The following is a 25360-nucleotide window of genomic DNA, read 5'->3' as shown; positions in this document are numbered from 1 at the left end:
ATTTCATGTTGCATCGTTATCTTCCAATGACAGAAGAAGACAAAAAAGAAATGTTACAAACAATCGGCGTTCAGACGATTGATGAGTTATTCTCTGATATTCCAGAGAGTGTTCGTTTTAAAGGGGATTTAAAAATTAAAGAAGCAAAATCAGAGCCAGAGCTTTTAAAAGAGCTATCTCAAATGGCTAGCAAAAATGCGAACTTAAAAGAATACGCTTCTTTCTTAGGAGCAGGTGTATACGATCATTACGCTCCAGTAATTGTTGATCATGTAATTTCTCGTTCAGAATTTTATACAGCTTACACACCATACCAACCAGAAATTTCACAAGGGGAATTACAAGCAATTTTTGAGTTCCAAACAATGATTTGTGAATTAACAGGAATGGATGTAGCGAACTCTTCTATGTATGACGGAGGTACAGCATTAGCTGAAGCGGCAATGTTAGCAGCTGGTCATACTCGCAAAAAGAAAATTCTTGTGTCTAATGCAGTTCATCCAGAATCAAGAGCGGTACTTGAAACATATGCAAAAGGTCAAAATCTTGAAGTTGTTGAAATTGATCATAAAAACGGTGTAACAGATTTAGACGTATTACAAAGTGAAGTAGATGATACAGTTGCTTGCGTAATCGTTCAATATCCAAACTTCTTCGGACAAGTTGAAAAGTTAGCTGATATCGAAAAAATCGTTCATCAACAAAAATCATTATTTATCGTTTCTTCAAATCCATTATCATTAGGCGCATTAACACCACCAGGAAAATTTGGTGCTGATATTGTAATCGGTGATGCACAGCCATTTGGTATCCCAACGCAGTTTGGTGGACCTCATTGTGGTTACTTTGCAACAACGAAAGCATTTATGCGTAAAATTCCAGGACGTCTTGTCGGACAAACTGTAGATTCAGATGGTAAACGTGGATTTGTATTAACGTTACAAGCACGTGAACAGCATATTCGCCGTGATAAAGCGACGTCTAACATTTGTTCAAACCAAGCGTTAAATGCATTAGCAGCATCAGTTGCAATGACTGCACTTGGAAAACAAGGTGTGAAAGAAATGGCACGTCAAAATATTTCTAAAGCACAATATGCAAAGCGTCAATTCGAAGCGAAAGGCTTCACTGTAACGTTCGCTGGACCATTCTTTAATGAATTTGTTGTAGATTGCAAACGTCCAGTTAAAGAAATAAATGATGTATTAATACAAAAGAATATTATCGGTGGTTACGACCTAGGCCGTGATTATAAAGAGCATGAAAATCATATGCTTGTAGCAGTAACAGAGCTTCGTACAAAAGAGGAAATTGACACACTTGTAAACGAAATGGGGGCTATCCAATGAAGAACCAAGACCAAGCACTTATTTTTGAAGTGACTAAAGAAGGACGCGTAGGATATAGCTTACCCAAATTAGATGTAGAAGAAGTAAAATTAGAAGATGTATTTGAGCGCGATTATATTCGCGTTGAAGATGCAGAGCTTCCAGAAGTATCTGAACTTGATATTATGCGCCATTACACAGCTCTTTCAAACCGTAACCACGGCGTTGATTCTGGATTCTATCCACTTGGATCTTGTACGATGAAATATAATCCGAAAATTAATGAAAACGTAGCTCGTTTCGCAGGCTTTGCCAATATTCATCCACTTCAAGATGAAAAAACAGTGCAAGGTGCAATGGAATTAATGTACGACTTACAAGAACATTTAATTGAAATTACAGGTATGGATACTGTTACGTTACAGCCAGCAGCTGGTGCACATGGTGAATGGACAGGTTTAATGTTAATCCGTGCATATCATGAAGCAAATGGTGACTTTAACCGTACGAAAGTAATTGTTCCTGACTCTGCTCACGGAACAAACCCGGCGTCTGCAACAGTAGCTGGTTTTGAAACAATTACGGTGAAATCAAATGAACATGGTCTTGTTGACTTAGATGATTTAAAACGTGTTGTAAACGAAGAAACAGCAGCACTTATGTTAACAAATCCGAATACATTAGGCCTATTCGAAGAAAATATTTTAGAAATGGCAGAAATTGTCCATAACGCAGGCGGTAAATTATACTATGATGGTGCAAACTTAAATGCGGTATTAAGCCAAGCACGCCCAGGAGATATGGGATTTGACGTTGTGCATTTAAACCTTCATAAAACATTTACAGGTCCGCATGGCGGCGGTGGCCCAGGTTCTGGTCCAGTAGGTGTGAAAGCTGATTTAATTCCGTACTTACCAAAACCGATTTTGGAGAAAACGGAAAATGGCTATCACTTCAACTATGATCGTCCAGAAGCAATTGGGCGTGTGAAACCATTCTATGGTAACTTCGGAATTAACGTTCGTGCATACACATATATTCGTTCTATGGGTCCAGATGGACTACGTGCAGTAACTGAGTATGCTGTATTAAATGCGAACTATATGATGAGAAGATTAGCACCATTCTATGATCTTCCATTCGACAGACATTGCAAGCATGAATTTGTATTATCAGGTCGTCGTCAAAAGAAACTTGGTGTGCGTACATTAGATATTGCAAAACGTCTGCTTGATTTCGGTTACCATCCACCAACAATTTACTTCCCATTAAATGTGGAAGAATGTATTATGATTGAACCAACAGAAACAGAATCAAAAGAAACATTAGATGGTTTCATTGATAAGATGATTCAAATTGCTAAAGAGGTAGAAGAAAATCCAGAAGTTGTACAAGAAGCGCCACATACAACGGTAATTAAACGTTTGGATGAAACATTGGCTGCTCGTAAACCAGTTTTACGTTATGAAAAGCTAGCACCTGTACAAGTGTGATTGGAATAAAAAGAACTCGCTACATGCGGGTTCTTTTTTTTTGCAACATTGGTGCGGCTAGAATGAAAAAATGTTGAAAATTTATATTTTTTGTTTCATATTGCTGTAAAGATGCGGTTTTATAGGTGATTTTGTTGAAAAAGTCGGTTTGATAAAAGTATTTATTTTTGTTAGAATTTTATTGAAATTAAGAAGATGTGATGAGGTAGAAATTACTCATTTTTATGTATATGTGAAAAAACGAGCAAGGCGGGGGTGGAAGCGTGGGATATAGATGTTATAGAATGGTATACCATCTAGAAAATGGAGAAACAATTAAAGATGTAAAAGAATTTTGTTACAGAGACCAAGGAAAAGTGTTAGAAAGAGTAGCGCACCGTGTAATGGATAATAGAGAAGTGACAGCGATTGATAAACAAGGAACAATCATTTCAATAGCGTGTGAGGACATTGTAAAGGTAGAACTTGATTACATAACAGAAAGTTAACCTTGAGTCATATCGAATTATTCGATACAATATACTGTTGAATGGTGAAGAGAGAAGAGAGGAGTTTATCATGGATAATACAAGACACTTTTATATGTTTATTTTAGCGTTTGTTCTTGTTGTGGCGTTAACGATTTATTTAATTGTTGATAGCAGCTGGTACAATACAGTTCATCCAGCATTCCTTCTTTTTATGTATGTAGGAATTGCGGTTGTTAGTTTCGGAATGAGAGACGAAATGTTAGATCGCTTTGAAAAGTGATACATATACGAAAGACCAACAGGAAAATGTTGGTCTTTTTTTCTTGCCAAAAATAGGATGTTTTGTATATACTGTGTATATAAGGTATATACAGTATATACACACTGGAGGAAAACATGAATATTATTATTTCGAATTCTTCCCAAGACCCTATTTATGTGCAAATAAGGAAACAATTAAGCCAGCTTATTTTAAATGGTGGTTTAAAGGGTGGAGACCAATTACCGTCTATTCGTAGCTTAGCGAAGGAATTACAAATTAGTGTAATTACAACGAAGCGTGCGTACGAGGAGCTTGAAAAAGAAGGATATATAGAAACTGTTGCTGGGAAGGGCACTTATGTTTCACGTAAAAATAATGAACTATTAAAAGAACAGCGGCTACGTCTATTGGAAAGTAAAGTGGAAGAGATTGTGAATGAAAGTAAAGTGTTGCAGCTTTCACTGGAAGAGTTGCAACAGATGATTGCGTGTTTATACGAGGGGGAATAAGAGATGTTAGAGCTAAAAAACGTTTGTAAAACTTATCAAGATTTCTCAGTGAAAAATGTAAGTTTTACATTGCCACGTGGATATATTATGGGATTTATCGGACCGAATGGAGCTGGGAAAAGTACGACGATCAAAATGATTATGAATTTAATCAGAAAAGAGAGCGGTGATATAAAAATTTTTGGTAAGGACAATAAGAAAGCCGAAAAAGAAATAAAACAAAATATCGGTTTTGTATATGATGAAAATCATTATTACGAAGATTTAACGTGTGAGCAAATGAAACGGATTATTGCACCGTTATATAAAAAGTGGGACGAAAAGCAGTATCAATCGTATATGCAGAGATTACAAGTTCCAAAGTATAAAAAGATTAAAGAGTTATCCAAAGGGATGAAAATGAAATTTGCGATTGCAATCGCACTTTCGCACCATGCAGAGTTTATCATTATGGATGAACCAACAGCAGGATTAGACCCAGTTGTTCGAAGTGAATTGCTTGATATGCTGCAAGAGATTGTAATGGAAGATGAAGTGTCTGTCTTATTTTCAACGCACATTACTACAGACTTAGAACGCATCGCAGATTATATTACGTTTATCAATGATGGAGAAATTATATTTACTGGTGAGAAAGATGAATTAATGGAGAACTACGTAATCGTAAAGGGAAGCAATGATTTATTAGATCGAGAAGGAAAAGAACTATTTGTTGGATTACGAAAAAATAAATTTGGCTTTGAAGGTTTAGCAGAGGATAAACAAGCAATTATCGATTGGTTTGGGCAAGAAGTAATATTAGAAAAACCGACCTTGGATGATATCATCGTTTACACTGCGAAAGGGAGAGGTGCCTATGCGTCAGCTCATATATAAAGATTTATTCTTTTTTCGTGTAACTTGGTTAGTGAATCTGAGTATGCCCCTTTTATTCTTTATATTAGAGCCAGATGGTGAAATGTTATTTCCGATGAGCTGTCTATTTATAACTCTTTCCTCCGTTATGACGTTAATCTTTATGGATGAAAGGAATAAAAGTGACATTATTATAAATAGTTTACCGGTAAGCAGAAAGGATATCATTATTGCTAGATATATTTCCTGTGCAATATTCATTGTAGGGGGCATGGTTTCCACTATGCTAGTTGTTTTTCTTATAAGAGGTATCGCTGTTATTGATGATATCGGTGCATACCATCCTAATTTGTATATTGAAATTCCGTGGTATGGAGTAGTAAATGGGGCTGTTTACGCTTTGGTTTTTGTTGCGGCATTTTTTCCTAGTTATTACGGAACGAAATCAAAGATAGCAAGAAGTATATTGTCAGGAGCATCGATGGCAGTAGGTGGAATTGCATGGATATTTATAGGGGATGGGCTGAACGAAACAGCACCATCATTCATTAATTGGATTATGAATCCATCACATCTTGGCGTATTTATAGTTGGAGGAATTATATTGGCTAGTGTATATATCGCTTCTATGTTTCTAACAATTAAAATTTATGGATCGCGTGATTTATAGAGAGGGGAATTTGTATGAAACAGTTGATTTTGAAGGAGTTTTTCTTACAGAAGAAGATGTTTCCTTTCTATTTTTTAATACCTATTTTATCTATTTTTAGAAATTCCGTAGAACCAATGGGGATTGCAATAGGATTATTTATAACATGTAGTACGATTATATATATTTCTTTTTATTATGAAGAGAAAAGTAAAACAGAAAAAGTATTAGTGAGTTTGCCTATAACAAGAAAAGAGATAGTTATAGCTAAATATATTGCAACCACATTATTTATTATAGCCGGTCTGAGTACAACTTTTATAGTCATAATATTAGGAAATATTTTATTGAACAGAGATATAGTTATTCCTGGATATGCAATATTTTCAGCAATAGTAGCAACTTTGATTTATTGTGTAGTAACGATACCTACTAATTACATTGGAGGATATAAAGCTACTACTGTCTTGAATGTGATTATGATTTTTCCTTTAATGGGTATGATTGGTCTTATGTGCAATGTTTTTGGTGATAAAACAATCATGCTAAAAGTACTTCACTCTGAAGATGCTATATTATCAATGAGTGTTCTTGGTATCGGATTGTTAGTAAGTATAGTCATATCCATGTTGCTCTCAATGAAAATGTTTCAGGAGACAGAGTTATAGAAGGGGCATTTTCATATTAGGAGGTGCAATAAATGATCAAGCAACTAGTCTTAAAAGATATGATGTTGCAAAGAAAGTTAGGGTTTGCTTATCTTATATGTTTGTTTTTCCTTGCTATTGTTGATTTTCGTAGTGATAGTTTTCTGACGACATTTAGCATGTTTATACCTGTTCTTGGAATGATGCTGTCAATGAGTTATGAGAATAAAAATAAAAGTGAAATGCTAGTAAATAGTCTTCCATTTCAACGAAAAGAAATTGTCATAGCAAAATACATATTTGTAAGCATTTTAGTTGTTTTAGGTGGGATTTTCTCACTTGTGGTTGGTTTAATTCAGTTACAAAATGAACATATAACTGGATTTATGCTATGGGGAGCGATTCTTGGAGGAATAACAGGTGGCTTTGTTTATAGCATAATCGTACTTCCGATTGAATTTTCAGTAGGGTATAGCAGTGCCAAACAAATTTCTCCTTTTATCGGAATTGCATTTGGGTATTTAAGTGAACTGATTGTAAGTAACGTATGGTTAGGTGTAGAAAATGCTTGGAACACTAGTATATTCATAAATATTTGTTTTATAGCAGGGCTGCTTCTTTTATAAATCATGTCTATGTTACTCTCAATTAATTTGTATAATGAGCGTGATTTGTGAGGGGGGAGAATAGCTTTGAAACAACTAATTTTAAAAGATTTCATCGTCCAATGGAAATTTTTAATTTGGTACATACTGTATCCTATTTTCTTTTATATGGCTTTAACCGATACGAAAAATTTATTCATAATTATGTCAGTCATTTTTACAGTTATGGCAACCGTTAAAACATTTAATGAGGATAGTAAAAATGAGAGTGAAGTTATATTAAATAGTTTACCAATATTGAAAAAAGAAATTGTATTTGCAAAGTATATAGTAGCAATTATTATTCTTTTCATAAGCGTAACGATTGGTTGTTTCACGATGGGAATGAAGAATGGAGCTAATGTATTTGAATTTATTGAAACGACAGTGGTTGCTAGTATTAGCTTTATTTTAGTATATTTAAGCTTTGTTTTACCGATATCATTTTGGCTAGGGTATAAAAAAACTGTTTTTATTACGATATTCATATTTATAGCACCGATTGTTATTTTAGAGACGTTCTTTCAAATCAACCTGGAACAAATTCAATTATATAATAGCTTATTATTCGGGGGTTCAATATGCATGTTCATAGCATCTTTCTTCGTTTCAGTAAAAGTATATGAAAAAAGAGAATTTTAAAAGGTGCCTCATGAAAGGCACCTTCTTCAATAATGACAATATGAAAGCAGCAGTTTATAAACAGAAACGCTATTCGGCAAATCTTTCGGAGTATGTAATATAAAGCTGAAAACGATGATGAGAATGAGAAAGAGAAAAAATAAAAATAGGATCTGCTTATGTATAGAATTTTGCATAGGATCCACTCCTTTTTTAGGTAGTATGTCCAAAAGAAAGGAGGGTATGAAAATTTTAGGAGGGAGAATGATGAAAAAAAGAAAATGGTTGTATAGAATAGGGGCACTTTTATGCTCAATTGGTCTCATATTAGCAAATTTTTATTCGGATATACCACCGCTATTTCCTAGTTTGCATAAAGGGATTGGTATGAGTGTTGTCATAGTTGGTCTGCTTTGTCTTATCGTATCAAATTTCTATAGAAAATCTAAATAGACAGAAAAAAGGACAGTTACTCTTTTTCAGAAGAACTGTCCTTTTTAAATAACTTATTCCATAGTTTGGCAATACTCCATATAATGATGATTGCAATGGAGGCAATAATTGACCAAACGATAGATGCAATTTCAAGTGCCATGTTAGGAAGGAATGTAAGAATGGATATTACTCTATGAAACAACCAGTCTATTATATGAAAACTTATTTGTAATAGAATGACGATCCCGAGTGTAATCCATGCTAACATTTGTTTTCCTTTTTCTTTCCACATGACATTCACCTCACGTTAGCCTAATAATTTTAAGCCAACAGCGCCGCACAGAATGCAGCTTAAGAAGGCAAGGCGGCGCCAATCCGCTGATTCACGGAAAATAAGAATACCGAGAAGTGCACTTCCGGCAGTTCCGATTCCAGTCCAAATTGCATAAGCAGTTCCCATCGGTAATGTATTCATTGCAAGGGATAAGAAGAAGAAGCTTACGCCGAAGTTAGCGATTAAAATAACTTTTGGTGCCCAGCCCTTCTTTTCAGTGGCTACTTTCATAAAGAGTACACCAACAATTTCACAAATACCAGCTAGAATTAAAAATACCCAAGCCATTTTATGCGGCCTCCTTCGCTTCTTTTTCTTCTGTTACTCGTTTTAAACCAATTACGCCGAAGAAGATTAAACCGATTAATAATACTTTTACAATTGAGAATGGCTCTCCGAAAACGAAAATCTCGGTAAGAACGATTCCACCTGCGCCAATTCCAGTGAAGACTGCGTACACAGTACCGACAGGTAAATCTTTATAAGCTCTAAATAATAGGACGAAACTTACTGTAATTAATAGAGCGACACCTATCCACTCAAGTGGTGTCTCCGCTTTTTTTAGTCCAATCACCCAAAAGATTTCAATAATACCAGCTATGATTACATAAATCCATGCCATATGTCATTTCTCCTTCCTACCAGTCGTTAGGTAAAGGGCTTCAAAACGACGCATTGCAAAGGAGCAATCCGTCAGTTTGAAAGTCCGCGCCAAAATACTTTCCAAGAAGCTTCTAAACGTGTCTCAAAACGATTTAAACCTGCGTATAGTAGTTCAACCATAAGGCCGTCAAGTAAGCATAAAAAAGCCTCCAAAGCGTCTTTTACTTCAATGTTATGCAGTTCATCTTGTTCGCTTGCTCTTTTAAACGCAGGGAATAAAAGTTTTCCGACATTTTCAATGTGTACATTCGCTTTATCAATAATTTGTTCGCGAAATGCATCCGGCGGAAAATAAGAAGTTCGTAACCAAAACATTGATTCTTCACTTTCACCAAATCGTTTTGCATAGCCTTTTAACAAATTTAAGAGCAATTCTTCAGTAGACGATTTGGAAAAATTTTCGATATCGTCTGTGAAGCTCTGCAAATCATTTTGAAGAGCGGATTCTAAGCATGTAAAATATAGCTCTTCTTTTCCTTTAAAGTGTGCGTAAATCGATGGCTTTTTAATCCCAACTTCTTGAGCAATATTTGCTAATGAAGTTCCTTCGTAGCCGTAGCGCGCGAAATGAGAAAGTGCTACAGCTTTAATGCGGTTTGCTGTCATTTTCATCCCCTACCTACCGTTCGTTAGGTTAATTATATGAGATGAAAAATATAAAGTCAATAGGTGAAGAGCTGAAAAAGAGCGCTATAATTAACGCTCCTTTTTCAGACTGTTTTTCGCTCAATTAAATGGAATGAAAGTTCTTCTGAGTTCCCAATAATTTGTTCGTTTTGCATCTGTTTATGAAATAAAGAAAAAGCACGTGATCCCATCGTGAGACCGGGGTGTTCAATAGTTGTAATTTCTAATGCTTTTGAAATTTCGTGGTTATCAAATCCCAGGATAGCGAGGTCTTCAGGTATGCGAATGCCATGTTTTTTTGCCTCTGTTAATAAACCAGCAGCAACTTGATCGTTCGCTGTGAAAATAGCGGTTGGGCGATTTTTCATGTTTAAAATACGGTGAAGTATTTTTGCCCCGTCCTGCATCGTATAACATTGATGGAAAATCCAATCAGGGTGAACTGTTTTTCCTTCGTGACGAAGGGTATCGGCAAAAGCTTTTTCACGCTCGATTGAATTAACACTTGTTTTTCTTGCTAAACAAATGCCGATTTTTTCATGACCTTTACTGAGTAAATAGGAAGTACCGAGACGGAAGCCCTCATAATGATCTACATAGACAGATGAAATGAGGGGATGGTTCATTTTTTCACATGAAATAATAGGGGCAAATTTTGCGAACGGTTCAATTTGTTCCCATGAACTCGTGCGAGAGCAAATAATCATCCCGTCAAATTGCTTCATTTTCATCATTTCAAGAACGCGAATTTCTTCAATACTATCGTAATTCGTTTGGCATAAATTAATATGATATCCAGCTGCTAACGCTTCGTTTCCGATTCCTTCAATGATCGTGCTAAAGTACGGAACATTAATGAAAGGTAGCATAACGCCAATCGTATATGTTTTACCTTTTATTAAATGGATAGCATTTATATTTTTTGCATAGTTCAATTCTTCAACTGCATCTAAAACACGCTTACGCTTTTCTTCTTTTACGTAAGGATGATTATTAAGGACACGGGAAACCGTTGATATAGATACACCAGCAGTTTTTGCAATTTGTTTTATATTGGCCATATGTATCACCTCTTTACTTAATTATAAGGGGAAAATAATAAGAATGAAAAAATCTTGACCTGAAAAGCTTTTCACAATCTATGTTATAAGCATGACTTCTGTTATTCGCGTAACCTTTTTATTTGGGCGTAAGAATAGCGAGGTCTTTTTTGTATGTCTGCAAAGAATTTTTGTCAAAATGTGTGAGAATAACGTGGAAAGTTTTCGGAGGAGGTGTTTGATAACGAAGCGAATAGAAGAGAGTATAAACGCTTCGCTCGTTAAGAGAGCGGTATGAAAGGGCGGAAACAAATTGAAAAAAGGCATCATTTGTTTCGTGTTTTCTAGTGTAATACTTAGCTCATGTTCATTTCAGCAAACGATGCAAGAAGAAAAAACATTTGTAGGAACAACAGGAGGGGCTAAGGACCGTGTTACTGATCCGATTCCGCTAAAGGAACTTCCAAAATATTTTCCGGCGAAGTTTAAAGTTCCAACGTTTTTACCTTATGACATTACGAGTGATGTGAAGGGAGAGGTAAGAACGATGGGAAAGAAGAATGCTGTCTTAACGATTAAATATAAGCAACAAGAGAAAGGAAGGCACGATTATATAGAATTAACAGTGGCCAACTTTTCTTACAGTTTTCCATACCTCGTAGAAGAGAATCGATTTCAAGAACAAATGAAATTGAATAATGGAGCACCTGCTTATTTTAAAAATAAGGATGATTACGAGCGAGGGGACGAATTTGCTACGCTTATATGGAAAGAGAAGGGGATTGAATATCAGCTATTATATCGTAATGTAGATGAGAAAGATGAAGATGTGATTAAACAAAATCTACTGTACATTGCGAACAATATGGAATGAAAAAACTAGCTGAATTATACAGCTAGTTTTTGTATGTTATTTCTTTTTAATTTTGCCTGACCAAGATTTAAATCCACCTTTTAATTGGTAGAAATCTGTGTAGCCTTGTTTTTTTAAGTATTGAGCTGCACGACCTGTACGGAATCCGCTTTGGCAATATAAATAAACCGGTTGATCTTGGCGAAGTTCTTTGTGGCGAAGGCGAATTTGTGATAATGGAATGTTACGCGCACCTAAAATATGTCCCGCGTTAAATTCATCCGCTTCGCGAATATCGATAAGCTGTGCTTTACGGTAGCCAGCGCGAAATTCTTCTTCTGAAAGTGTTTTAATTAATTTTTTCTGATAGAAATACATCCATACAGTGTAGCCGATGAATGCTGCAATTGCGGCTAGTATAATAATCAAGTTTGTTGACACGATTCTATCGCTCCCTTTTTTCTTATCCTACTTTCAATATTATAATGCCCATATGTATTTATGCAACAGATTCATTTGTATATAAGAAGAAATTTCGTATTCTTTCACAAATTTTGTCGAATTTGGTAGACTAGAGAATGTGAAAAATAATTGGTTATATGAGGTGCAGGATGGGAAAAGAAAAATGGTGTTATATTAACTCTGGTCAATGTTCACCAGCATTTAATATGGCGTTAGATGAATGTTTATTAAATTGGCAAAGTGAAAAGAAAATGCCCCCAACAATTCGTTTTTACGAATGGGAAGTACCAACATTAACAGTTGGGTATTTCCAGCGTGTTGAAAAAGATATAAATATGGATGTAGTTAACGAAAAGAAATATGGATTTGTTCGTCGTCAAACAGGCGGTAGGGGTGTACTACATGATAAAGAATTAACGTACAGTGTTATTGTGTCTGAAAATCATCCGGATATGCCTAAAACAGTTACAGAAGCGTATCGTGTTATTTCACAAGGCTTATTAGACGGTTTTAAGGCATTAGGATTAGAAGCATATTATGCAGTTCCGAAAACAGAAGAGGATCGTGAAAATTTAAAAAATCCGCGTTCAGGCGTATGCTTTGATGCACCATCTTGGTATGAAATTGTAGTTGAAGGAAGAAAAATCGCAGGTAGTGCTCAAACCCGTCAAAAAGGTGTTATCTTACAACACGGTTCGATTCCGTTAGAAATAGATTTAGATGAGTTATACGATCTATTTTTATTCCCGAATGAACGTGTAAAAGAGCGTATGAAGAGCATGTTTTCTTCTAAAGCAGTAGCAATTAACGAATTAACAGATCGTACATTTACGATTGAACAGTTAATCACAGCATTTGAAACTGGATTTGAAAAAGGATTAGAGGTAGAGCTTGTGCCGTATGAATTAACAGAAGAACAGTTACATGAAGTTCAAACTTTAGCAAAAGAGAAGTATGAAAGTAATGAATGGAATTATAAAAAATAAGGAGATGGCAATTGCCATCTCCTTATTTTGTTATAGTAAATTAAGTACTTTTTCTACTTTGATTCCTTTATCTTGTAAAGAACGAAGGCGATTTACAACGTCCATAATTTCTTTGTCGAATGTAACGCTAATACCTTGGCTTTGTAGCTCTTTTTTTAATCCTTCAATAGAATCATCTATGTCGATGCCAAGCTCGTAATCTTGACAAACTTCAATTGTCTTTTTCACAAGTTTAACATAATTTTCTTGTAGTTTTGTATTTGTTTCAGTCAAAGCAGGTTGTTTCGGTTTTACAGGAGTAACCGGTGCTGTCTCTTGCTTTGTAACTGGAGTAGGTACTGCTTTTTTTACAGGTGCTGGAGTAGATAGTTCTACAGCTGCTTCAACACTTACTGACTTCGGCGTTGGTACCGGAGTAGGCTTAGGTGCTACAGCAGGTGTTTCTACACGCACAATAGGTTTAGGAGCGGGTGTAACTGCTTTAGGAGCTTCTACAACTACTTCTTTGTTCGGAGTAGCTTCTACAACTGTTTCTTCTTGCTCAGCAGCTTCTTTATTTTCTTTGCTCCACATAACGCGTTCAATTTCTAGGGAAACATTGTTCTTATTCATCGCTGTTAATGTAACTTTACCAACTTCCGCGTTCCCAGTGAAATCAACAATTTTATAAATAACACTCTTGTTCCAATCCACGTTTCCGCTCAAAAATAATTCTTCGTTACATTTCGGCGTTAAGCCCTCGATTTTAATTTCTGCGTTTACACCGTTTTCACTATATACCATAATTAGCGAAGCATTTACATCTTCGTCTGCTAACATTAGTTCACGTACCATTTTGCCGGTGCGTACTTGCGTTTTCTTCTTAACTGACATCAAATTTCTCCTCTCAAAAACTCAGTAATAATAAAAAAATCGTATAACGAAAAATAATTGCTCACGAAGATTTATGATACCGATAATAAAAGCATCACGTCAACAATTAACTTTAATTATTTTGCATTTTTCTTATTTTCTTTATGAAATTTTTCAATTTGTAAAATTAGACAGAAGAAAAACAGCCGTTTGAAAGGCTGTTAAAAATTTGATTTTTTGTATAGTAATTTATATAAAATAAAAAATAGGATAGCGATTAAGGCGTTTTGCCAAAAGGTTAGATGATAAATGAGATAAGGTTGTTTTTTAAAATAGACATTTAAAAATACAGCTGAACAAAATGGAGTAGCAAATGCGAATCCAAATAGAATCCTTCTTTTCCAATTCATCTTTTGATCAAAGGAATAGCGCTTTAATAAATATAAAATGAAAAGTATGCCTAGTATAATAAGTGAAACGAACAAAGTGGTTCCAGGGATGCTAAAAGCTGGGCTTAATTGTTCGATATTCTTCCCGAAGATTAAAATGAAAGTCGAAACAAGTGCATCTATTCCAAACTGTATAGCAAGAAGTAAGCTAATAACAAAACCGATTAAAGAAGTTTTTTCCAGCTTTGTTTGGGTTGGTAAAGCTGATATAAGTTCATCGCAGTAAGATCGTAAATCATTTCCGAAAATAGCATAAGCATTTTTATTTTCTGCTTGTGCTTCGATGAGATGATCTAATATTTCTAATAAAAGTTCTTCTACTTGATGTTCGGGTACGTTAGATAACCGAAGATATACTAACATATCACCATAAGCAACTTCGTTTTCAGTTGTTAATAACTTTCTTTTTTCATTGTTTAACTTAACCATTTCTTTTTCGGTCATAACCTCATTACTCCTTTTTAAATTCTAAGTATTCTTTTTTGAAGGAAAGTTTATATAGTGCATAGCAAGAGATGGCAAGCAAAGCGCCAATCCAAGGTGAAATTTGTAATGTAGTATAGGGCTGTTTAATAAATAAAAAGGAAATACCGATTAATAGTATCCATAAGCTATGGCGTATTAAAAAACTTCCTATATGCCCCCAAATGGTTGTTTTGTTTTTAAATAAATCAGTATTAATAAAATCGAGGGCAAAACGTATCATAAGATGTACAGATAATATAAATGCAAGTAGATAAATGAAATCAATGTGTACAAATTTAAAACGTGTTTCATTTGAAAATAGGGGTAATGTAAATGCAATCACGGATGAAACAGCAAAGTATATTGCTAACAGGTAACAAGTTATAAATAAAGGAATCGATAATTGTTCCCATAAACTTGGCTTCGGTAGGGCAGCAATTAGTTCGTCACAGTATGCCTGTAAGTCATTGCCGAAAATATCATAAGCAGTTTTTTCTTCTTGCTGCGCTTCAATAAGATGATCTAGAATTTCAATTAGCAGTTCTTCCGCATGGTATTCTGGCACTTTAGCCAAGCGGATGTATATTAACATGTCACTATAGGTGTTTTCATTTTCTGTAGTTAATAATTTACGCTTTTGGTTATTTAGTTCGATTAAATCTTTCGCCTTCATCCCTATCACTCTCCCTGTAATAAGTTGTTTACCGTCGTTGAAACCATTCCCCAGCTTTTTTTAAATTCTTCAAGCTGTTCTAATCCCTTATCAGTTACGTGATAATATTTTCGCTTCGGTCCAAGAGAGGAAGCCTTTAATGTACCTTCAATAAGTTTCTCTTTTTGCATACGTAACAATAAAGGATAGATGCTTCCTTCACTTACGAATGTAAAGCCGTATTTATTTAATTTTGTACTTAGTTCATATCCGTACACTTCTTCTTGTGAAATGATATATAGAATGCAACCTTCTAGTACACCTTTTAACATTTGACTGTGCATGATTTCACCACCTTTTATCCAGGTAACTTGCCTTGCAAGGTAGCTGTTATCCAAATTATAACATCCAGTAACTTGCTTTACAAGTTACTGAAGTGGAAAACTTTAATCTGTGTTAATTTTTCTTTGTTTCCCATACTAACGAGAGGAGGGAAGCACATGAAACCATTTATGCCAAAACTCGTTTACTTTGAACCGAGGGCACTCGAATATCCGCTTGGAAAAGAGCTTTATGAGAAGTTTACGAAGATGGGATTGGAAATTCGTGAAACGACATCACACAATCAAATTAGAAATTTGCCAGGCGAAAATGAATTGCAAAAGTATCGTAATGCAAAAGCGACACTTGTCGTTGGGGTGAGGAAGACGTTAAAGTTCGATACATCAAAACCGTCAGCTGAATATGCAATCCCGCTTGCAACAGGATGTATGGGGCATTGTCATTATTGTTATTTGCAAACGACACTTGGGAGTAAACCTTACGTTCGCGTGTATGTGAATCTAGATGAAATATTTGAGAAGGCAAAGCAATATATGGATGAAAGGGCCCCTGAAATAACAAGATTTGAAGCGGCGTGTACATCAGACATCGTTGGAATTGATCATTTAACACATGCATTAAAGCGGGCGATAGAGTTTATCGGAGAAAGTGAACATGGACGTTTACGTTTCGTTACGAAATATTCGCACGTTGATCATTTATTAGATGCAAAGCATAATGGGAAAACGCGTTTTCGATTTAGCATTAATTCACGTTATGTGATTAAAAATTTTGAACCGGGAACGTCGCTATTTGAAGAGCGAATTGAGGCTGCTCGTAAAGTAGCGGGGGCTAATTATCCGCTTGGCTTTATTGTTGCGCCAATTTATATGCATGAAGGGTGGGAAGAAGGATACCGAGAATTATTTGAGCGATTGTACAATGCGTTGAAAGATATGGTGATACCAAATTTAACGTTCGAATTAATTCAGCATCGCTTTACGAAACCGGCAAAAAAGGTCATTCAAGAGCGTTATCCAAATACAAAGCTTGAAATGGATGAAGAGAAGCGTAAATATAAATGGGGACGATACGGGATTGGGAAATATGTATATCAAAAGGATGATGCAGAAGTATTGGAAGAAACAATAAGAGGTTATATATATGAGTATTTTCCTGATGCAGAAATTCAATATTTTACATAAGGGGAACCTGTATTCTTTTTTTGTTTTATATATTTAGGCTCGTTTCCACCTTGTCACGTTATTCTTTCTGGTGTATCATTTTATTGATTGCTTCGTACGGAATAAGCAAAATGAAATTGGATGGAGGAAACCGATGCCTACCCCTAGTATGGAAGATTATATTGAACAAATTTATTTGTTGATTGATGAAAAGGGTTATGCCCGTGTATCTGATATTGCTGAAGCGCTTAGTGTACATCCATCCTCTGTAACAAAAATGGTACAAAAATTAGACAAAGACGAATATCTAATTTATGAAAAATATAGAGGGCTTGTATTAACATCAAAAGGTAAAAAAATCGGAGAACGTCTCGTATATCGTCATGAATTGTTAGAACAGTTTATGCGCATTATCGGTGTGGATGAAAGCAAAATTTATAATGATGTAGAAGGAATTGAACATCATTTAAGTTGGGAATCAATTGACCGTATCGGTGATTTAGTACAATACTTTGAACAAGATGAAGTTCGAGTAGAAACACTTCGTGGTGTTCAAAAAGCAAATGAAGAGAAAAGTAATTAAGGGGAACGTGTGGCGTTTCCTTTTTTATTTCAATCGAAAAGGACGGGAGAATAATGAAAGCAATTATTTTTGATTTTGATGGATTAATTGTGGACACAGAAACAATATGGTTTCACTCTTTCAGAGATGCTGTTCGTGAATACGGCGGCGAGTTACCTTTAGAGGAATTTGCAAAATGTATTGGAACGACAGATGAAGTGCTTTATGCATATTTAAAAGAGCAATTAAAAGAAAAATTTAACGAGCATGCATTAAAGGGAAAAGTAACAACTTTACATAAAGAGAAAATGAAAATACCAAAAGCGCGTGACGGGGTAAAAGAATATTTAGAAGAAGCGAAAGAACTTGGATTGAAAATCGCATTAGCCTCTAGTTCATCTAGGGAGTGGGTCGTTCGTTTTTTAGAAGAGCTACAAATTAGAGATTATTTTGAAGTGATTAAAACGCGAGAAGATGTAGAGAAGGTAAAACCAGATCCAGCTCTTTATAAAGTTACGATAGAAGAATTAGGAATTGAACCATCAGAAGCTGTTGTATTTGAAGATTCATTAAATGGATTGAAAGCAGCGGTGGCAGCAGGATTAAAATGTATCGTCGTGCCTAATGATGTGACAAGAAATTTGCAATTTGAAAACCATCACCTTCGTATCGAAAGTATGAAAGAAAAAAGTTTGAAAGAAGTGCTTCAACATATAAAGGGAAACTTTAATCAGTAGGGTTTTTCGCATCTTCCACTGATTATTAGCCCCGCACCAACCGGGGTAAAAAAAGACCGTATTTCCTAAAAGGAAGCACGGTCTTTCTTTTTGTTTTTTTTACCTTCAATGACAGTTAAATGAGATTGTTTTCTTTTTCTTTTCAACGATGGAGAATTACCCTTTTTCCCCTTGTCATCAGAAGCATTTCGTTTCAAGAAAGAATTGCTTAGGGGTGCTACATTTTGTTTCCCGTGTTTGCGGTTCGATTGTTTCGCTGCACGCTTATATGAGCTTTGCGAATTTGCAGAACCACTAGAGTTTGTAAACATTTTGTAGAGTAAGTAAAAGATACCGACGACAGCCAACATGATACCAATGTTTTTCAATACTAGCATTGGATTTGTAATGACAGATGAAACAAGGCCGAATATTGCTAATCCGATAATAAGCACAAATATAGCGAATGTAAACGAACGACCGTTCATAAGGGACACCTCCTAAAAACATATATTAAAATTAGTATATTAACGATGAGGAAAGGAGTTGAACACCATTTTTAAATAATTATTGTTTGTTTTCTAAACGTAATAATTCTTCAAACGATGCGATTGCAACTTCCGCTTGATCATCTGTTGGTTCTTTCGTTGTTAATAGTTGCAGCCATAACCCTGGATATCCAAGTACTCGTAAAACAGGGACATCTCGTAATCGATTGGTAAATTGTAATACTTCAAAAGAAATACCGAGAACAACTGGAATTAATAAAATTCGGTTTACTACCCTTGCCCAAAGCGGATCTGTAGGGACGAGGAAATAGACAAACATTCCAATAATGACCGTAAATATAATAAAGCTACTGCCACAGCGATAATGGAGGCGAGTTTGCTTTTGAACATTTTCTACAGTCAGTGGAAGATTATTCTCGTAAGCATTGATTACTTTATGTTCCGCACCGTGGTACTGAAATACCCGCTTAATAAGTGGGGTTAAAGAAATGAAGTATATATAGCTCAATAATAGCATGAGCTTAATGACACTTTCGACAATGATTTGCCCTGTATGAGATGGGAAAATCGGTCTCGTTAATTCAGCTAAAAGTGCAGGAACTGCTGTGAAAATTACTTTACCGAATATGAACGATAAAACGCCAACTGCTGCAACTCCTAATACCATCGTTAATTTTGATTGTTCTTCTTTTTTATTTGCAAATTGTTCATCATCTTCTGGGTGGACATCAAATCGTTCTGAAGCAAAGTTTAAATGTTTCGCTCCATTCGCACTTGCATCCACAATAGCGGCAATACCTCGTAAAAATGGAATCTTCTTTAGTAGAGACAATGCTTTATTACGAACGCGTGGTAAACGATAAAATTCAATCGATTTATCTTTACGACGAACCGCTGTAACAGTATATTCTCTACCGCCAAACATAACTCCTTCTATGACTGCCTGCCCGCCATATATTTGTTTTGACTCTTCTGCCATGTTAACACCAACCTGTATTTGTTTCTCTCTTATGTAGAAAAAGAGGCAATTGTCATACTTGGTTCTGTCATCTTGAAATAAGACAATCACCGAGTTTCCTTTATTTTATCGACAAATACAGGTAGATGACAAGTGAAAATGTTACGAGAGTCGGACATTTCTTATTCTTTTTATAGACAAATTTTGCAGGATTTAAACATGCTTCAAAATAGTTTCGGGCATACTATTGAGCGGAGGTGTCAATGTGAATCAAGAACAATCAACAATAAGAAACTTTGTACAAATTGGTTTATTTGGTGGCTTATTTTGGGGAGGGATATGGTATTTCCTTCATATATTCTCATTTACAGAAGCTGGCCCTAACTATTTACTTTTACCGTTTGCATTTGGAGATTGGAAAGAAGGGGTTTGGGGAAATGTACTAGGTATCGTTTGTATGGGACTTCTTTCAATTTTAGTGGCATTTCTCTATAAAGCTCTTTTTAAAAAGTTTGAAGGAGTATTACCTGGCGTACTATACGGTTTGTTTTGGTGGGCATTATTATTTTTGGGGATGGGGCTAATGGCACCTGTTATTAAAAGTGCACTCCATTTACCGAAAGAAACAATTGTAACGACAATATGTATCTTTATATTATATGGTGTTTTTATTTCGTATTCTGTAGCATTCGAATCGAATAATACGAATAGAGGAGAAGGGCTCGAGAAGACAAACTATTCAAACAAGTGATTCCTATGTTAAAATGTCGTATAGACATTCTTTAATATTAAGGAGTTTTAAGAAAATGAAAAAGTTACTCCTCGTAAACGGTCCGAACCTAAATCGCCTTGGCGTTAGGGAAGTAAATGTATACGGAAAAGGAACGTTAGCGACGCTTGAAGCAGATATGAAACAAGAAGCAGAAAAAATGGGAGTGGAATTAGAATGTTTCCAATCGAATCATGAAGGTGCTCTTATTGACATCATTCATGAGGCTGAAGATATATATGAAGGGATCATTTTAAATCCTGGAGCATTTACGCATTATAGCTACGCGATTCGGGATGCTATCGCAAGCGTGTCGATTCCAGTTATTGAAGTACATATTTCTAACATTCACGGGCGTGAGTCGTTTCGTCATGAATCTGTGACAGCGGCTGTTTGTGCGGGACAAATTGTTGGATTTGGTTTTTATGGCTATAAGCTAGCGCTATTTGCATTAATGGAGAAATTGAGGGAGGCATAAAGTAATGGAAAAGATCGAGAGATTAAGAAGTGCGTTTGATGAGGCTGGTATTGACGGTATCGTATTAACGAATGAACATAGCCGTAGATATATGGCGAATTTCACAGGAACAGCTGGTGTTGTACTAATTTCAAAAGAGCGTGCTCTATTTATTACAGATTTCCGTTATGTAGAGCAAGCTAGTAAGCAAGCGGCTGGATACGAAATAGTGCAGCATGCAGGATTAATTCTTGATGAAGTTGCGAAACAAGTTAAAGAACTTGGAATTCAAAAGCTAGGCTTTGAGCAAGATACTCTTACATATAGCTCTTACGTAACGCATAATGAAGCGATCGAAGCTGAATTCATCCCAACTTCTGGGCTTGTAGAAAAGTTACGCTTGATAAAGACTGATTCAGAGATTAAGATATTAAAGGAAGCTGCACAGATTGCAGATGCTGCCTTTGAGCATATTCTATCATTCATTCGCCCGGGAGTATCTGAAATTGAAGTGTCAAATGAACTTGAATTTTTCATGAGAAAACAAGGAGCAACATCTTCTTCGTTTGATATTATCGTTGCTTCAGGTCTTCGTTCGGCATTACCGCACGGCGTGGCATCTGAAAAAGTGATAGAAAAAGGAGATTTCGTCACATTAGACTTCGGCGCTTATTACAAAGGATATTGCTCTGATATTACTCGTACGATTGCAGTCGGTGAACCATCTGATAAATTAAAAGAAATTTATAATATCGTTTTAGAAGCACAACTACGTGGTGTGAACGGTATTAAAGCTGGTTTAACGGGTCGTGAGGCTGATGCATTAACGCGTGATTACATAACGGAAAAAGGATATGGTGAATACTTCGGACACTCTACTGGTCATGGAATCGGTCTTGAAATCCATGAAGCACCAGGTTTAGCGTTCCGTTCTGATACAGTACTTGAACCAGGTATGGCTGTAACAGTAGAACCAGGTATTTATATTCCAGGTGTTGGCGGGGTACGTATTGAAGATGATATCATTGTAACAAGTGAAGGTAATGAAGTAATAACGAAATCACCAAAAGAACTTATTATTTTGTAATACACAGGAGGATTTTTTTACATGATTTCAGTAAACGATTTTCGTACAGGTTTAACAATTTCAGTGGACAATGCCCTTTGGCAAGTAATGGATTTCCAACACGTAAAGCCAGGTAAAGGTGCTGCATTCGTTCGCTCTAAACTACGTAACCTTCGCACAGGATCTGTTCAAGAGAAAACATTCCGTGCAGGTGAAAAAGTAGAAAAAGCACACATCGAAAACCGTCGTATGCAATACTTATACGCGAGCGGTGAGTCTCACGTATTTATGGATAACGAAACTTATGAGCAAATCGAACTTGGCGAAAACCAAATCGAGCGCGAATTAAAATTCTTAAAAGAAAACATGGGAGTATCTATTATGACATACCAAGATGAAGTACTTGGTGTTGAACTTCCGAACACAGTTGAATTAACAGTGTCAGAAACAGAGCCTGGTATTAAAGGTGACACAGCTTCTAACGTAACAAAACCAGCTAAATTAGAAACTGGTCTTGTTGTACAAGTACCAATCTTCATTAACGAAGGCGAAATGCTTATCATCAACACTGGTGAAGGTAAATACGTTTCTCGTGCATAGTAGAAAAGCACTCGTGATTATCACGAGTGCTTTTTTTATCCCGTTATTTGCGGGCTAATAATCAGTGGGGGATGAACAACTCCCCCACTGATTATAGTTTCACTTTATAGGAAATAGGGAAGATAGTAAATTGCGGTTATAACAAAACTAACTGTGACGAGTGAAAGGGTACCCATAATATATGGAGTCAAAACAATTTGAAACGGGCGTATTTCACCAGTTTCAATACCGGTAAAAGTTTTATTCGTTGCATGATCCATATTGTTATTTCTAAAGGTACTCATAATAATTAACCACGTAATTGCAAATATTGCTAGGCTGCCAAGGAAAAAGCTCTCCATAAATGACCAGCCGACCATTTTTGAAAAAAGATAAATAATAGCTAATTCTACTACAATTGTTAAACTAATTTTCAATCCCTTCATATTTTCCCCCCTCATTTCGTACTTCCAACCAATTTGAAAATTTTTCGCATGATACAACATGCAGTACGCAAGGTGATTTTACTTCTTTCTCCAAAGCAGCGTGTACGTCTGGAAATTGTTTTTCCGCATGTAATGAAATGTAAGGTAGTTTCTCTTGTGCTTTTAAAGAGCGAATGTTAATCGTTTTAGCACCGGCAAATACGTATGTAAGTTGCAAGTCTAAAAAAGCGATTTTAAAGATCTCTTTTTTAGCAGCTTCGTTATATCCTCTTTCCCAATATTGATAGCCGAGCCAACTTCCAATATGTGAGTGCTTTTGTTCGTAATTAATATGTTTAAGTGTCGTGAGGCCAATTACTTCATTTTCCTCACTTACAATCACTCTTGATAAGGAGTGTTTTTTTCGTTCCTCTCCAATTGCAAAAAGAATGAATGCCTTTGTATCTTCCACTGAATCTACTTTTATCCCTAATGCATTTTTCACATGTGGATTGCTTGATAGCTCAAAAATCACATTTGCATATCGTAAATCGAGTGGTAATAAAGTAACTTCCTTCATCATCTATGCTCCTTTTCTATTAAATATACCATAAATTAATGAGAATATTCAGATTTTAATAAAATCGATAGAGAAAAATTATGTTTTTACTTCTGAAATAGACAACCTCTGCATATGGTTGTACAAATATATTTTTTTCAGAATAAGGAAGTAGTAACTGTTATGGGAGAAGGTGGGAGAATGAAACAGTGGCTAGCGGCAATGGAAACATCCGTGCTTGTTATGGGGTTACTTCGGTTGTTTTCAGGTAGCGCGGAAATATTCGCCGCTTTGCTTATGCTTTACGTGAATGATGCGAAGAAAGCATTGTTTATAAATGGTATGTTGGCGTTTGTTGGACCGACCGTATTAATTTTAACAATGACAATTGGCATAGCGAGTGTAGCAAGTGAGATTTCTTTCTTGAAACTCTTTTTTCTAGCGCTTGGAATTGGCTGCATTTTTATCGCGTTGTTGAAATAGTAAGTCGAGTATAGTGGGGAGAAGCTTATGAAAGAAGTATTAGAAGTTTTACCGAAAACGATGAGACAGTTAGTTGAAGGCTGTAAACAATACGATGCTCTAGAGGAAATTCGTGTTCGAATTGGAAGGCCACTAGAGTGTATCGCACATGGAGAAGTGTTTTTTTATGACTATATCGCTACAGCGGAAGATGCAATCCATTTATTGAATAAATTAAGTCAATTCTCAATTTATACGATGGAAGAGGAATTGAAACGTGGATATGTGACACTACGAGGAGGACATAGAATTGGTCTAGCTGGAAAAGTCATTACAGAAAAAAGTGCAGTGAAAATGATTCGGGATGTCTCTTCTTTTAATATTCGGATTGCCCGTCAAAAAATAGGGATTGCTGAGCCGCTTCTGCCATATCTTTATGAATCACGATGGTTAAACACGATGGTAATAGGCCCACCGCAAACGGGGAAAACAACACTTTTAAGAGATGTAGCACGCTGTATGAGTCAAGGTGTAAGTGCTTCGAAAATCCCTTCATGTAAAGTGGGAATTGTTGATGAACGATCAGAAATTGCGGGCTGTGTGAAAGGAATCCCGCAATATGACTTTGGCACGCGAGTAGATGTATTAGACGCTTGTCCAAAAGCTGAAGGAATGATGATGATGATCCGTTCTATGAGCCCAGACGTATTAATCGTAGATGAAATTGGACGTAAAGAAGATAGTGAAGCAATTATGGAGGCGGTGCATGCCGGCGTTCAGCTTTTTATAAGTGCACACGGATTTTCTTATGATGATGTTGTGAAACGTCCATCGTTACAGGCGGTGCTGGAACTTGGTGTATTTGATCGGTTTGTGGAATTGTCAAAAGCGAGAGGGCCAGGAACGGTTATGCAAGTGAAAGATAAATATGGAAAATCAGTATTACCTCATAGAAAGGCTCAAGGCGTATGGTGAAAATATTTGGTGCGGTATTAATAGTTGCTGTTAGCACCTTTTTCGGATTTTCATACGCTAAAAGGTACAGTGAGAGACCGCGGCAACTTAGGTTATTGAAGGCAGCATTGCAATCATTAGAAGCTGAAATTATGTATGGACACACGCCGTTATCTGAGGCTGCAGAGCGTTTAGTCAAACAAATGCCGAAGCCATTAAATTGGATATTTCAAAGCTTTTCGAAACGGCTAGAGGGCGGGGAGCAAACAGTTAGAGAAGCTTGGATTGATAGTTTGAAGGAGAACTGGACGTTAACGGCGTTTAAACAAACCGAGTATGAAATACTGCAACAATTTGGTGAAACACTTGGACAACATGATCGTGAATCACAGCAAAAACATATTCGCTTATGTATTACACATTTGGAGAGAGAAGAAGGAGAAGCGAAAGCATTACAACTACAATATGAAAAAATGATAAAGAGTTTAGGGGTACTGGCAGGGCTACTTATCGTAATTTTACTGCTATAGGGGGGAGAAAGGC

At 36.0% G+C, this 25360-nt stretch carries 37 protein-coding genes; 23 read left to right on the top strand and 14 right to left on the bottom strand.

What is annotated here, in order from left to right; all coding sequences use genetic code 11:
• The first annotated feature begins 5 nt into the window (after nt 1–5).
• From gcvPA to MHI07_RS19780, 11 genes are all read left to right on the top strand, one after another.
• Nucleotides 6–1349 (top strand): aminomethyl-transferring glycine dehydrogenase subunit 1, encoded by a 1344-nt coding sequence (gene gcvPA, locus MHI07_RS19830; RefSeq protein ID WP_002111800.1) that lies wholly within the window; start codon nt 6–8, stop codon nt 1347–1349.
• Nucleotides 1346–2821, top strand: coding sequence for an aminomethyl-transferring glycine dehydrogenase subunit 2 (gcvPB, locus tag MHI07_RS19825; protein ID WP_340825814.1), 1476 nt, complete (start codon nt 1346–1348; stop codon nt 2819–2821). Before gcvPA ends, gcvPB begins: the two co-directional genes overlap by 4 nt.
• 284 nt (nt 2822–3105) lie before the next feature.
• Nucleotides 3106–3309 carry a DUF3929 family protein gene (locus MHI07_RS19820; RefSeq protein WP_000262495.1) on the top strand — a complete coding sequence of 68 codons (204 nt, stop codon included), beginning with the start codon at nt 3106–3108 and terminating at the stop codon, nt 3307–3309.
• 70 nt (nt 3310–3379) lie between these two features.
• Nucleotides 3380–3571, top strand: a complete 192-nt coding sequence (locus MHI07_RS19815) for a hypothetical protein (protein WP_002160499.1) — start codon at nt 3380–3382, stop codon at nt 3569–3571.
• A gap of 116 nt (nt 3572–3687) precedes the next feature.
• Entirely contained in the window at nt 3688–4062 is a 375-nt protein-coding gene (locus MHI07_RS19810; RefSeq protein WP_002160500.1) for a GntR family transcriptional regulator, read from the top strand.
• 3 nt (nt 4063–4065) lie between these two features.
• A complete protein-coding gene (locus tag MHI07_RS19805; RefSeq protein WP_215579653.1) occupies nt 4066–4938 on the top strand; it encodes an ABC transporter ATP-binding protein in 873 nt (290 codons plus the stop codon).
• The gene (locus MHI07_RS19800; RefSeq protein WP_340825812.1) at nt 4919–5587 is read left to right on the top strand and encodes an ABC-2 transporter permease; all 669 of its coding nucleotides are present in this window, start codon (nt 4919–4921) and stop codon (nt 5585–5587) included. The genes MHI07_RS19805 and MHI07_RS19800 overlap by 20 nt, the downstream gene beginning before the upstream one ends.
• A 14-nt stretch (nt 5588–5601) precedes the next feature.
• Nucleotides 5602–6234, top strand: coding sequence for an ABC-2 transporter permease (locus tag MHI07_RS19795; RefSeq protein WP_340825810.1), 633 nt, complete (start codon nt 5602–5604; stop codon nt 6232–6234).
• 32 nt (nt 6235–6266) lie between these two features.
• Nucleotides 6267–6839, top strand: a complete 573-nt coding sequence (locus MHI07_RS19790; protein WP_340825808.1) for an ABC-2 transporter permease — start codon at nt 6267–6269, stop codon at nt 6837–6839.
• A 66-nt stretch (nt 6840–6905) separates the two neighbouring features.
• A complete protein-coding gene (locus tag MHI07_RS19785; protein WP_340825806.1) occupies nt 6906–7499 on the top strand; it encodes an ABC-2 transporter permease in 594 nt (197 codons plus the stop codon).
• A gap of 246 nt (nt 7500–7745) precedes the next feature.
• On the top strand, nt 7746–7931 hold the full coding sequence (locus MHI07_RS19780) for a hypothetical protein (protein WP_340825804.1): 186 nt from the start codon (nt 7746–7748) through the stop codon (nt 7929–7931).
• Between the two features lie 16 nt (nt 7932–7947).
• Here MHI07_RS19780 and MHI07_RS19775 read toward each other — a convergent pair whose 3' ends face one another.
• The 5 genes from MHI07_RS19775 to MHI07_RS19755 form a co-directional block, all read right to left on the bottom strand.
• Nucleotides 7948–8205 (bottom strand): DUF3975 family protein, encoded by a 258-nt coding sequence (locus MHI07_RS19775; RefSeq protein ID WP_002160507.1) that lies wholly within the window; start codon nt 8203–8205, stop codon nt 7948–7950.
• A gap of 15 nt (nt 8206–8220) precedes the next feature.
• Nucleotides 8221–8535 (bottom strand): DMT family transporter, encoded by a 315-nt coding sequence (locus tag MHI07_RS19770; RefSeq protein ID WP_002015033.1) that lies wholly within the window; start codon nt 8533–8535, stop codon nt 8221–8223.
• A gap of 1 nt (nt 8536) precedes the next feature.
• Nucleotides 8537–8869 (bottom strand): DMT family transporter, encoded by a 333-nt coding sequence (locus MHI07_RS19765; RefSeq protein WP_340825802.1) that lies wholly within the window; start codon nt 8867–8869, stop codon nt 8537–8539.
• Between the two features lie 71 nt (nt 8870–8940).
• The gene (locus MHI07_RS19760; protein ID WP_133059681.1) at nt 8941–9522 is read right to left on the bottom strand and encodes a TetR/AcrR family transcriptional regulator; all 582 of its coding nucleotides are present in this window, start codon (nt 9520–9522) and stop codon (nt 8941–8943) included.
• 98 nt (nt 9523–9620) lie between these two features.
• Nucleotides 9621–10598 (bottom strand): LacI family DNA-binding transcriptional regulator, encoded by a 978-nt coding sequence (locus tag MHI07_RS19755; protein WP_340825799.1) that lies wholly within the window; start codon nt 10596–10598, stop codon nt 9621–9623.
• A 316-nt stretch (nt 10599–10914) separates the two neighbouring features.
• Here MHI07_RS19755 and MHI07_RS19750 point away from each other — a divergent pair, with 316 nt between their 5' ends.
• Nucleotides 10915–11451: a DNA polymerase III subunit delta gene (locus MHI07_RS19750; protein WP_078181004.1), complete on the top strand. Its 537-nt coding sequence runs from the start codon at nt 10915–10917 to the stop codon at nt 11449–11451.
• Between the two features lie 36 nt (nt 11452–11487).
• Here the strand turns inward: MHI07_RS19750 and MHI07_RS19745 are convergent, their stop codons facing one another.
• A complete protein-coding gene (locus MHI07_RS19745; protein WP_002034000.1) occupies nt 11488–11871 on the bottom strand; it encodes a rhodanese-like domain-containing protein in 384 nt (127 codons plus the stop codon).
• A 170-nt stretch (nt 11872–12041) separates the two neighbouring features.
• On the opposite strand from MHI07_RS19745, the gene MHI07_RS19740 reads away from it, so the two are divergent.
• Nucleotides 12042–12878 (top strand): lipoate--protein ligase family protein, encoded by an 837-nt coding sequence (locus tag MHI07_RS19740; RefSeq protein WP_340825797.1) that lies wholly within the window; start codon nt 12042–12044, stop codon nt 12876–12878.
• A 30-nt stretch (nt 12879–12908) separates the two neighbouring features.
• Here the strand turns inward: MHI07_RS19740 and MHI07_RS19735 are convergent, their stop codons facing one another.
• From MHI07_RS19735 to MHI07_RS19720, 4 genes are all read right to left on the bottom strand, one after another.
• Entirely contained in the window at nt 12909–13751 is an 843-nt protein-coding gene (locus tag MHI07_RS19735) for a hypothetical protein (protein ID WP_340825796.1), read from the bottom strand.
• Nucleotides 13752–13951: 200 nt separating this feature from the next.
• On the bottom strand, nt 13952–14623 hold the full coding sequence (locus tag MHI07_RS19730; RefSeq protein WP_340825794.1) for a DUF1129 family protein: 672 nt from the start codon (nt 14621–14623) through the stop codon (nt 13952–13954).
• A 7-nt stretch (nt 14624–14630) separates the two neighbouring features.
• Nucleotides 14631–15317 carry a DUF1129 domain-containing protein gene (locus tag MHI07_RS19725; protein WP_340825792.1) on the bottom strand — a complete coding sequence of 229 codons (687 nt, stop codon included), beginning with the start codon at nt 15315–15317 and terminating at the stop codon, nt 14631–14633.
• A gap of 5 nt (nt 15318–15322) precedes the next feature.
• Nucleotides 15323–15640: a PadR family transcriptional regulator gene (locus MHI07_RS19720; protein WP_002160515.1), complete on the bottom strand. Its 318-nt coding sequence runs from the start codon at nt 15638–15640 to the stop codon at nt 15323–15325.
• A 156-nt stretch (nt 15641–15796) separates the two neighbouring features.
• On the opposite strand from MHI07_RS19720, the gene splB reads away from it, so the two are divergent.
• From splB to MHI07_RS19705, 3 genes are all read left to right on the top strand, one after another.
• Complete coding sequence (gene splB / locus MHI07_RS19715; RefSeq protein ID WP_215572033.1) at nt 15797–16822, top strand: spore photoproduct lyase; 1026 nt, start codon at nt 15797–15799, stop codon at nt 16820–16822.
• 133 nt (nt 16823–16955) lie between these two features.
• Nucleotides 16956–17384: a transcriptional regulator MntR gene (gene mntR / locus MHI07_RS19710; RefSeq protein WP_001143080.1), complete on the top strand. Its 429-nt coding sequence runs from the start codon at nt 16956–16958 to the stop codon at nt 17382–17384.
• 53 nt (nt 17385–17437) lie between these two features.
• Nucleotides 17438–18100, top strand: coding sequence for an HAD family hydrolase (locus MHI07_RS19705; protein ID WP_340825786.1), 663 nt, complete (start codon nt 17438–17440; stop codon nt 18098–18100).
• A 65-nt stretch (nt 18101–18165) separates the two neighbouring features.
• Here the strand turns inward: MHI07_RS19705 and MHI07_RS19700 are convergent, their stop codons facing one another.
• On the bottom strand, nt 18166–18567 hold the full coding sequence (locus tag MHI07_RS19700; RefSeq protein ID WP_016106131.1) for an SA1362 family protein: 402 nt from the start codon (nt 18565–18567) through the stop codon (nt 18166–18168).
• 79 nt (nt 18568–18646) lie between these two features.
• Nucleotides 18647–19567: a DUF1385 domain-containing protein gene (locus tag MHI07_RS19695; RefSeq protein ID WP_002160519.1), complete on the bottom strand. Its 921-nt coding sequence runs from the start codon at nt 19565–19567 to the stop codon at nt 18647–18649.
• Between the two features lie 244 nt (nt 19568–19811).
• Between MHI07_RS19695 and MHI07_RS19690 the strand changes: the two genes are divergently transcribed.
• Genes MHI07_RS19690 through efp form a run of 4 tightly spaced genes read left to right on the top strand, consistent with a single transcriptional unit; the run spans nt 19812 to nt 22438 of the window.
• Complete coding sequence (locus tag MHI07_RS19690; RefSeq protein ID WP_002160520.1) at nt 19812–20297, top strand: YqhR family membrane protein; 486 nt, start codon at nt 19812–19814, stop codon at nt 20295–20297.
• 55 nt (nt 20298–20352) lie between these two features.
• A complete protein-coding gene (gene aroQ, locus MHI07_RS19685; protein WP_002160521.1) occupies nt 20353–20793 on the top strand; it encodes a type II 3-dehydroquinate dehydratase in 441 nt (146 codons plus the stop codon).
• Between the two features lie 4 nt (nt 20794–20797).
• The gene (pepQ, locus tag MHI07_RS19680; RefSeq protein ID WP_002160522.1) at nt 20798–21859 is read left to right on the top strand and encodes a Xaa-Pro dipeptidase; all 1062 of its coding nucleotides are present in this window, start codon (nt 20798–20800) and stop codon (nt 21857–21859) included.
• Between the two features lie 21 nt (nt 21860–21880).
• Complete coding sequence (efp, locus tag MHI07_RS19675) at nt 21881–22438, top strand: elongation factor P (RefSeq protein WP_002033989.1); 558 nt, start codon at nt 21881–21883, stop codon at nt 22436–22438.
• Nucleotides 22439–22542: 104 nt separating this feature from the next.
• Here efp and MHI07_RS19670 read toward each other — a convergent pair whose 3' ends face one another.
• Nucleotides 22543–22863, bottom strand: a complete 321-nt coding sequence (locus tag MHI07_RS19670; RefSeq protein ID WP_002160523.1) for a hypothetical protein — start codon at nt 22861–22863, stop codon at nt 22543–22545.
• Complete coding sequence (locus MHI07_RS19665; RefSeq protein WP_340825778.1) at nt 22844–23425, bottom strand: GNAT family N-acetyltransferase; 582 nt, start codon at nt 23423–23425, stop codon at nt 22844–22846. The genes MHI07_RS19670 and MHI07_RS19665 overlap by 20 nt, the downstream gene beginning before the upstream one ends.
• A gap of 177 nt (nt 23426–23602) precedes the next feature.
• Here MHI07_RS19665 and MHI07_RS19660 point away from each other — a divergent pair, with 177 nt between their 5' ends.
• Genes MHI07_RS19660 through spoIIIAB form a run of 3 tightly spaced genes read left to right on the top strand, consistent with a single transcriptional unit; the run spans nt 23603 to nt 25347 of the window.
• Complete coding sequence (locus tag MHI07_RS19660) at nt 23603–23884, top strand: YqhV family protein (protein ID WP_000816054.1); 282 nt, start codon at nt 23603–23605, stop codon at nt 23882–23884.
• Nucleotides 23885–23911: 27 nt separating this feature from the next.
• Nucleotides 23912–24838, top strand: coding sequence for a stage III sporulation protein AA (spoIIIAA, locus tag MHI07_RS19655; protein ID WP_002111764.1), 927 nt, complete (start codon nt 23912–23914; stop codon nt 24836–24838).
• Nucleotides 24832–25347 carry a stage III sporulation protein SpoIIIAB gene (gene spoIIIAB, locus MHI07_RS19650; RefSeq protein ID WP_002111763.1) on the top strand — a complete coding sequence of 172 codons (516 nt, stop codon included), beginning with the start codon at nt 24832–24834 and terminating at the stop codon, nt 25345–25347. Before spoIIIAA ends, spoIIIAB begins: the two co-directional genes overlap by 7 nt.
• The last annotated feature ends 13 nt before the right edge of the window (nt 25348–25360 follow it).

The organism is Bacillus sp. FSL H8-0545, assembly GCF_038006105.1.
GTDB classification, from domain to species: Bacteria; Bacillota; Bacilli; order Bacillales; family Bacillaceae_G; genus Bacillus_A; species Bacillus_A cereus_U.
Note: the sequence above shows the minus strand (reverse complement) of the source record. Positions and strands in the feature narration are given on the sequence as shown.

Coding starts and splice junctions, on each gene's coding strand:
- mntR (WP_001143080.1), top strand. CDS start 16,956: ATGCCTACCCCTAGTATGGAAGATTATATTGAACAAATTTATTTGTTG.
- pepQ (WP_002160522.1), top strand. CDS start 20,798: ATGGAAAAGATCGAGAGATTAAGAAGTGCGTTTGATGAGGCTGGTATT.
- aroQ (WP_002160521.1), top strand. CDS start 20,353: ATGAAAAAGTTACTCCTCGTAAACGGTCCGAACCTAAATCGCCTTGGC.
- MHI07_RS19820 (WP_000262495.1), top strand. CDS start 3,106: ATGGTATACCATCTAGAAAATGGAGAAACAATTAAAGATGTAAAAGAA.
- MHI07_RS19695 (WP_002160519.1), bottom strand. CDS start 19,567: ATGGCAGAAGAGTCAAAACAAATATATGGCGGGCAGGCAGTCATAGAA.
- MHI07_RS19670 (WP_002160523.1), bottom strand. CDS start 22,863: ATGAAGGGATTGAAAATTAGTTTAACAATTGTAGTAGAATTAGCTATT.
- MHI07_RS19705 (WP_340825786.1), top strand. CDS start 17,438: ATGAAAGCAATTATTTTTGATTTTGATGGATTAATTGTGGACACAGAA.
- MHI07_RS19770 (WP_002015033.1), bottom strand. CDS start 8,535: ATGGCTTGGGTATTTTTAATTCTAGCTGGTATTTGTGAAATTGTTGGT.
- MHI07_RS19795 (WP_340825810.1), top strand. CDS start 5,602: ATGAAACAGTTGATTTTGAAGGAGTTTTTCTTACAGAAGAAGATGTTT.
- MHI07_RS19775 (WP_002160507.1), bottom strand. CDS start 8,205: ATGTGGAAAGAAAAAGGAAAACAAATGTTAGCATGGATTACACTCGGG.
- efp (WP_002033989.1), top strand. CDS start 21,881: ATGATTTCAGTAAACGATTTTCGTACAGGTTTAACAATTTCAGTGGAC.
- MHI07_RS19760 (WP_133059681.1), bottom strand. CDS start 9,522: ATGAAAATGACAGCAAACCGCATTAAAGCTGTAGCACTTTCTCATTTC.
- MHI07_RS19720 (WP_002160515.1), bottom strand. CDS start 15,640: ATGCACAGTCAAATGTTAAAAGGTGTACTAGAAGGTTGCATTCTATAT.
- MHI07_RS19700 (WP_016106131.1), bottom strand. CDS start 18,567: ATGAACGGTCGTTCGTTTACATTCGCTATATTTGTGCTTATTATCGGA.
- gcvPA (WP_002111800.1), top strand. CDS start 6: ATGTTGCATCGTTATCTTCCAATGACAGAAGAAGACAAAAAAGAAATG.
- gcvPB (WP_340825814.1), top strand. CDS start 1,346: ATGAAGAACCAAGACCAAGCACTTATTTTTGAAGTGACTAAAGAAGGA.
- MHI07_RS19790 (WP_340825808.1), top strand. CDS start 6,267: ATGATCAAGCAACTAGTCTTAAAAGATATGATGTTGCAAAGAAAGTTA.
- MHI07_RS19800 (WP_340825812.1), top strand. CDS start 4,919: ATGCGTCAGCTCATATATAAAGATTTATTCTTTTTTCGTGTAACTTGG.
- MHI07_RS19665 (WP_340825778.1), bottom strand. CDS start 23,425: ATGATGAAGGAAGTTACTTTATTACCACTCGATTTACGATATGCAAAT.
- MHI07_RS19765 (WP_340825802.1), bottom strand. CDS start 8,869: ATGGCATGGATTTATGTAATCATAGCTGGTATTATTGAAATCTTTTGG.
- MHI07_RS19735 (WP_340825796.1), bottom strand. CDS start 13,751: ATGTCAGTTAAGAAGAAAACGCAAGTACGCACCGGCAAAATGGTACGT.
- MHI07_RS19815 (WP_002160499.1), top strand. CDS start 3,380: ATGGATAATACAAGACACTTTTATATGTTTATTTTAGCGTTTGTTCTT.
- MHI07_RS19725 (WP_340825792.1), bottom strand. CDS start 15,317: ATGAAGGCGAAAGATTTAATCGAACTAAATAACCAAAAGCGTAAATTA.
- MHI07_RS19805 (WP_215579653.1), top strand. CDS start 4,066: ATGTTAGAGCTAAAAAACGTTTGTAAAACTTATCAAGATTTCTCAGTG.
- MHI07_RS19730 (WP_340825794.1), bottom strand. CDS start 14,623: ATGACCGAAAAAGAAATGGTTAAGTTAAACAATGAAAAAAGAAAGTTA.
- MHI07_RS19780 (WP_340825804.1), top strand. CDS start 7,746: ATGAAAAAAAGAAAATGGTTGTATAGAATAGGGGCACTTTTATGCTCA.
- MHI07_RS19755 (WP_340825799.1), bottom strand. CDS start 10,598: ATGGCCAATATAAAACAAATTGCAAAAACTGCTGGTGTATCTATATCA.
- spoIIIAB (WP_002111763.1), top strand. CDS start 24,832: ATGGTGAAAATATTTGGTGCGGTATTAATAGTTGCTGTTAGCACCTTT.
- splB (WP_215572033.1), top strand. CDS start 15,797: ATGAAACCATTTATGCCAAAACTCGTTTACTTTGAACCGAGGGCACTC.
- MHI07_RS19660 (WP_000816054.1), top strand. CDS start 23,603: ATGAAACAGTGGCTAGCGGCAATGGAAACATCCGTGCTTGTTATGGGG.
- spoIIIAA (WP_002111764.1), top strand. CDS start 23,912: ATGAAAGAAGTATTAGAAGTTTTACCGAAAACGATGAGACAGTTAGTT.
- MHI07_RS19740 (WP_340825797.1), top strand. CDS start 12,042: ATGGGAAAAGAAAAATGGTGTTATATTAACTCTGGTCAATGTTCACCA.
- MHI07_RS19810 (WP_002160500.1), top strand. CDS start 3,688: ATGAATATTATTATTTCGAATTCTTCCCAAGACCCTATTTATGTGCAA.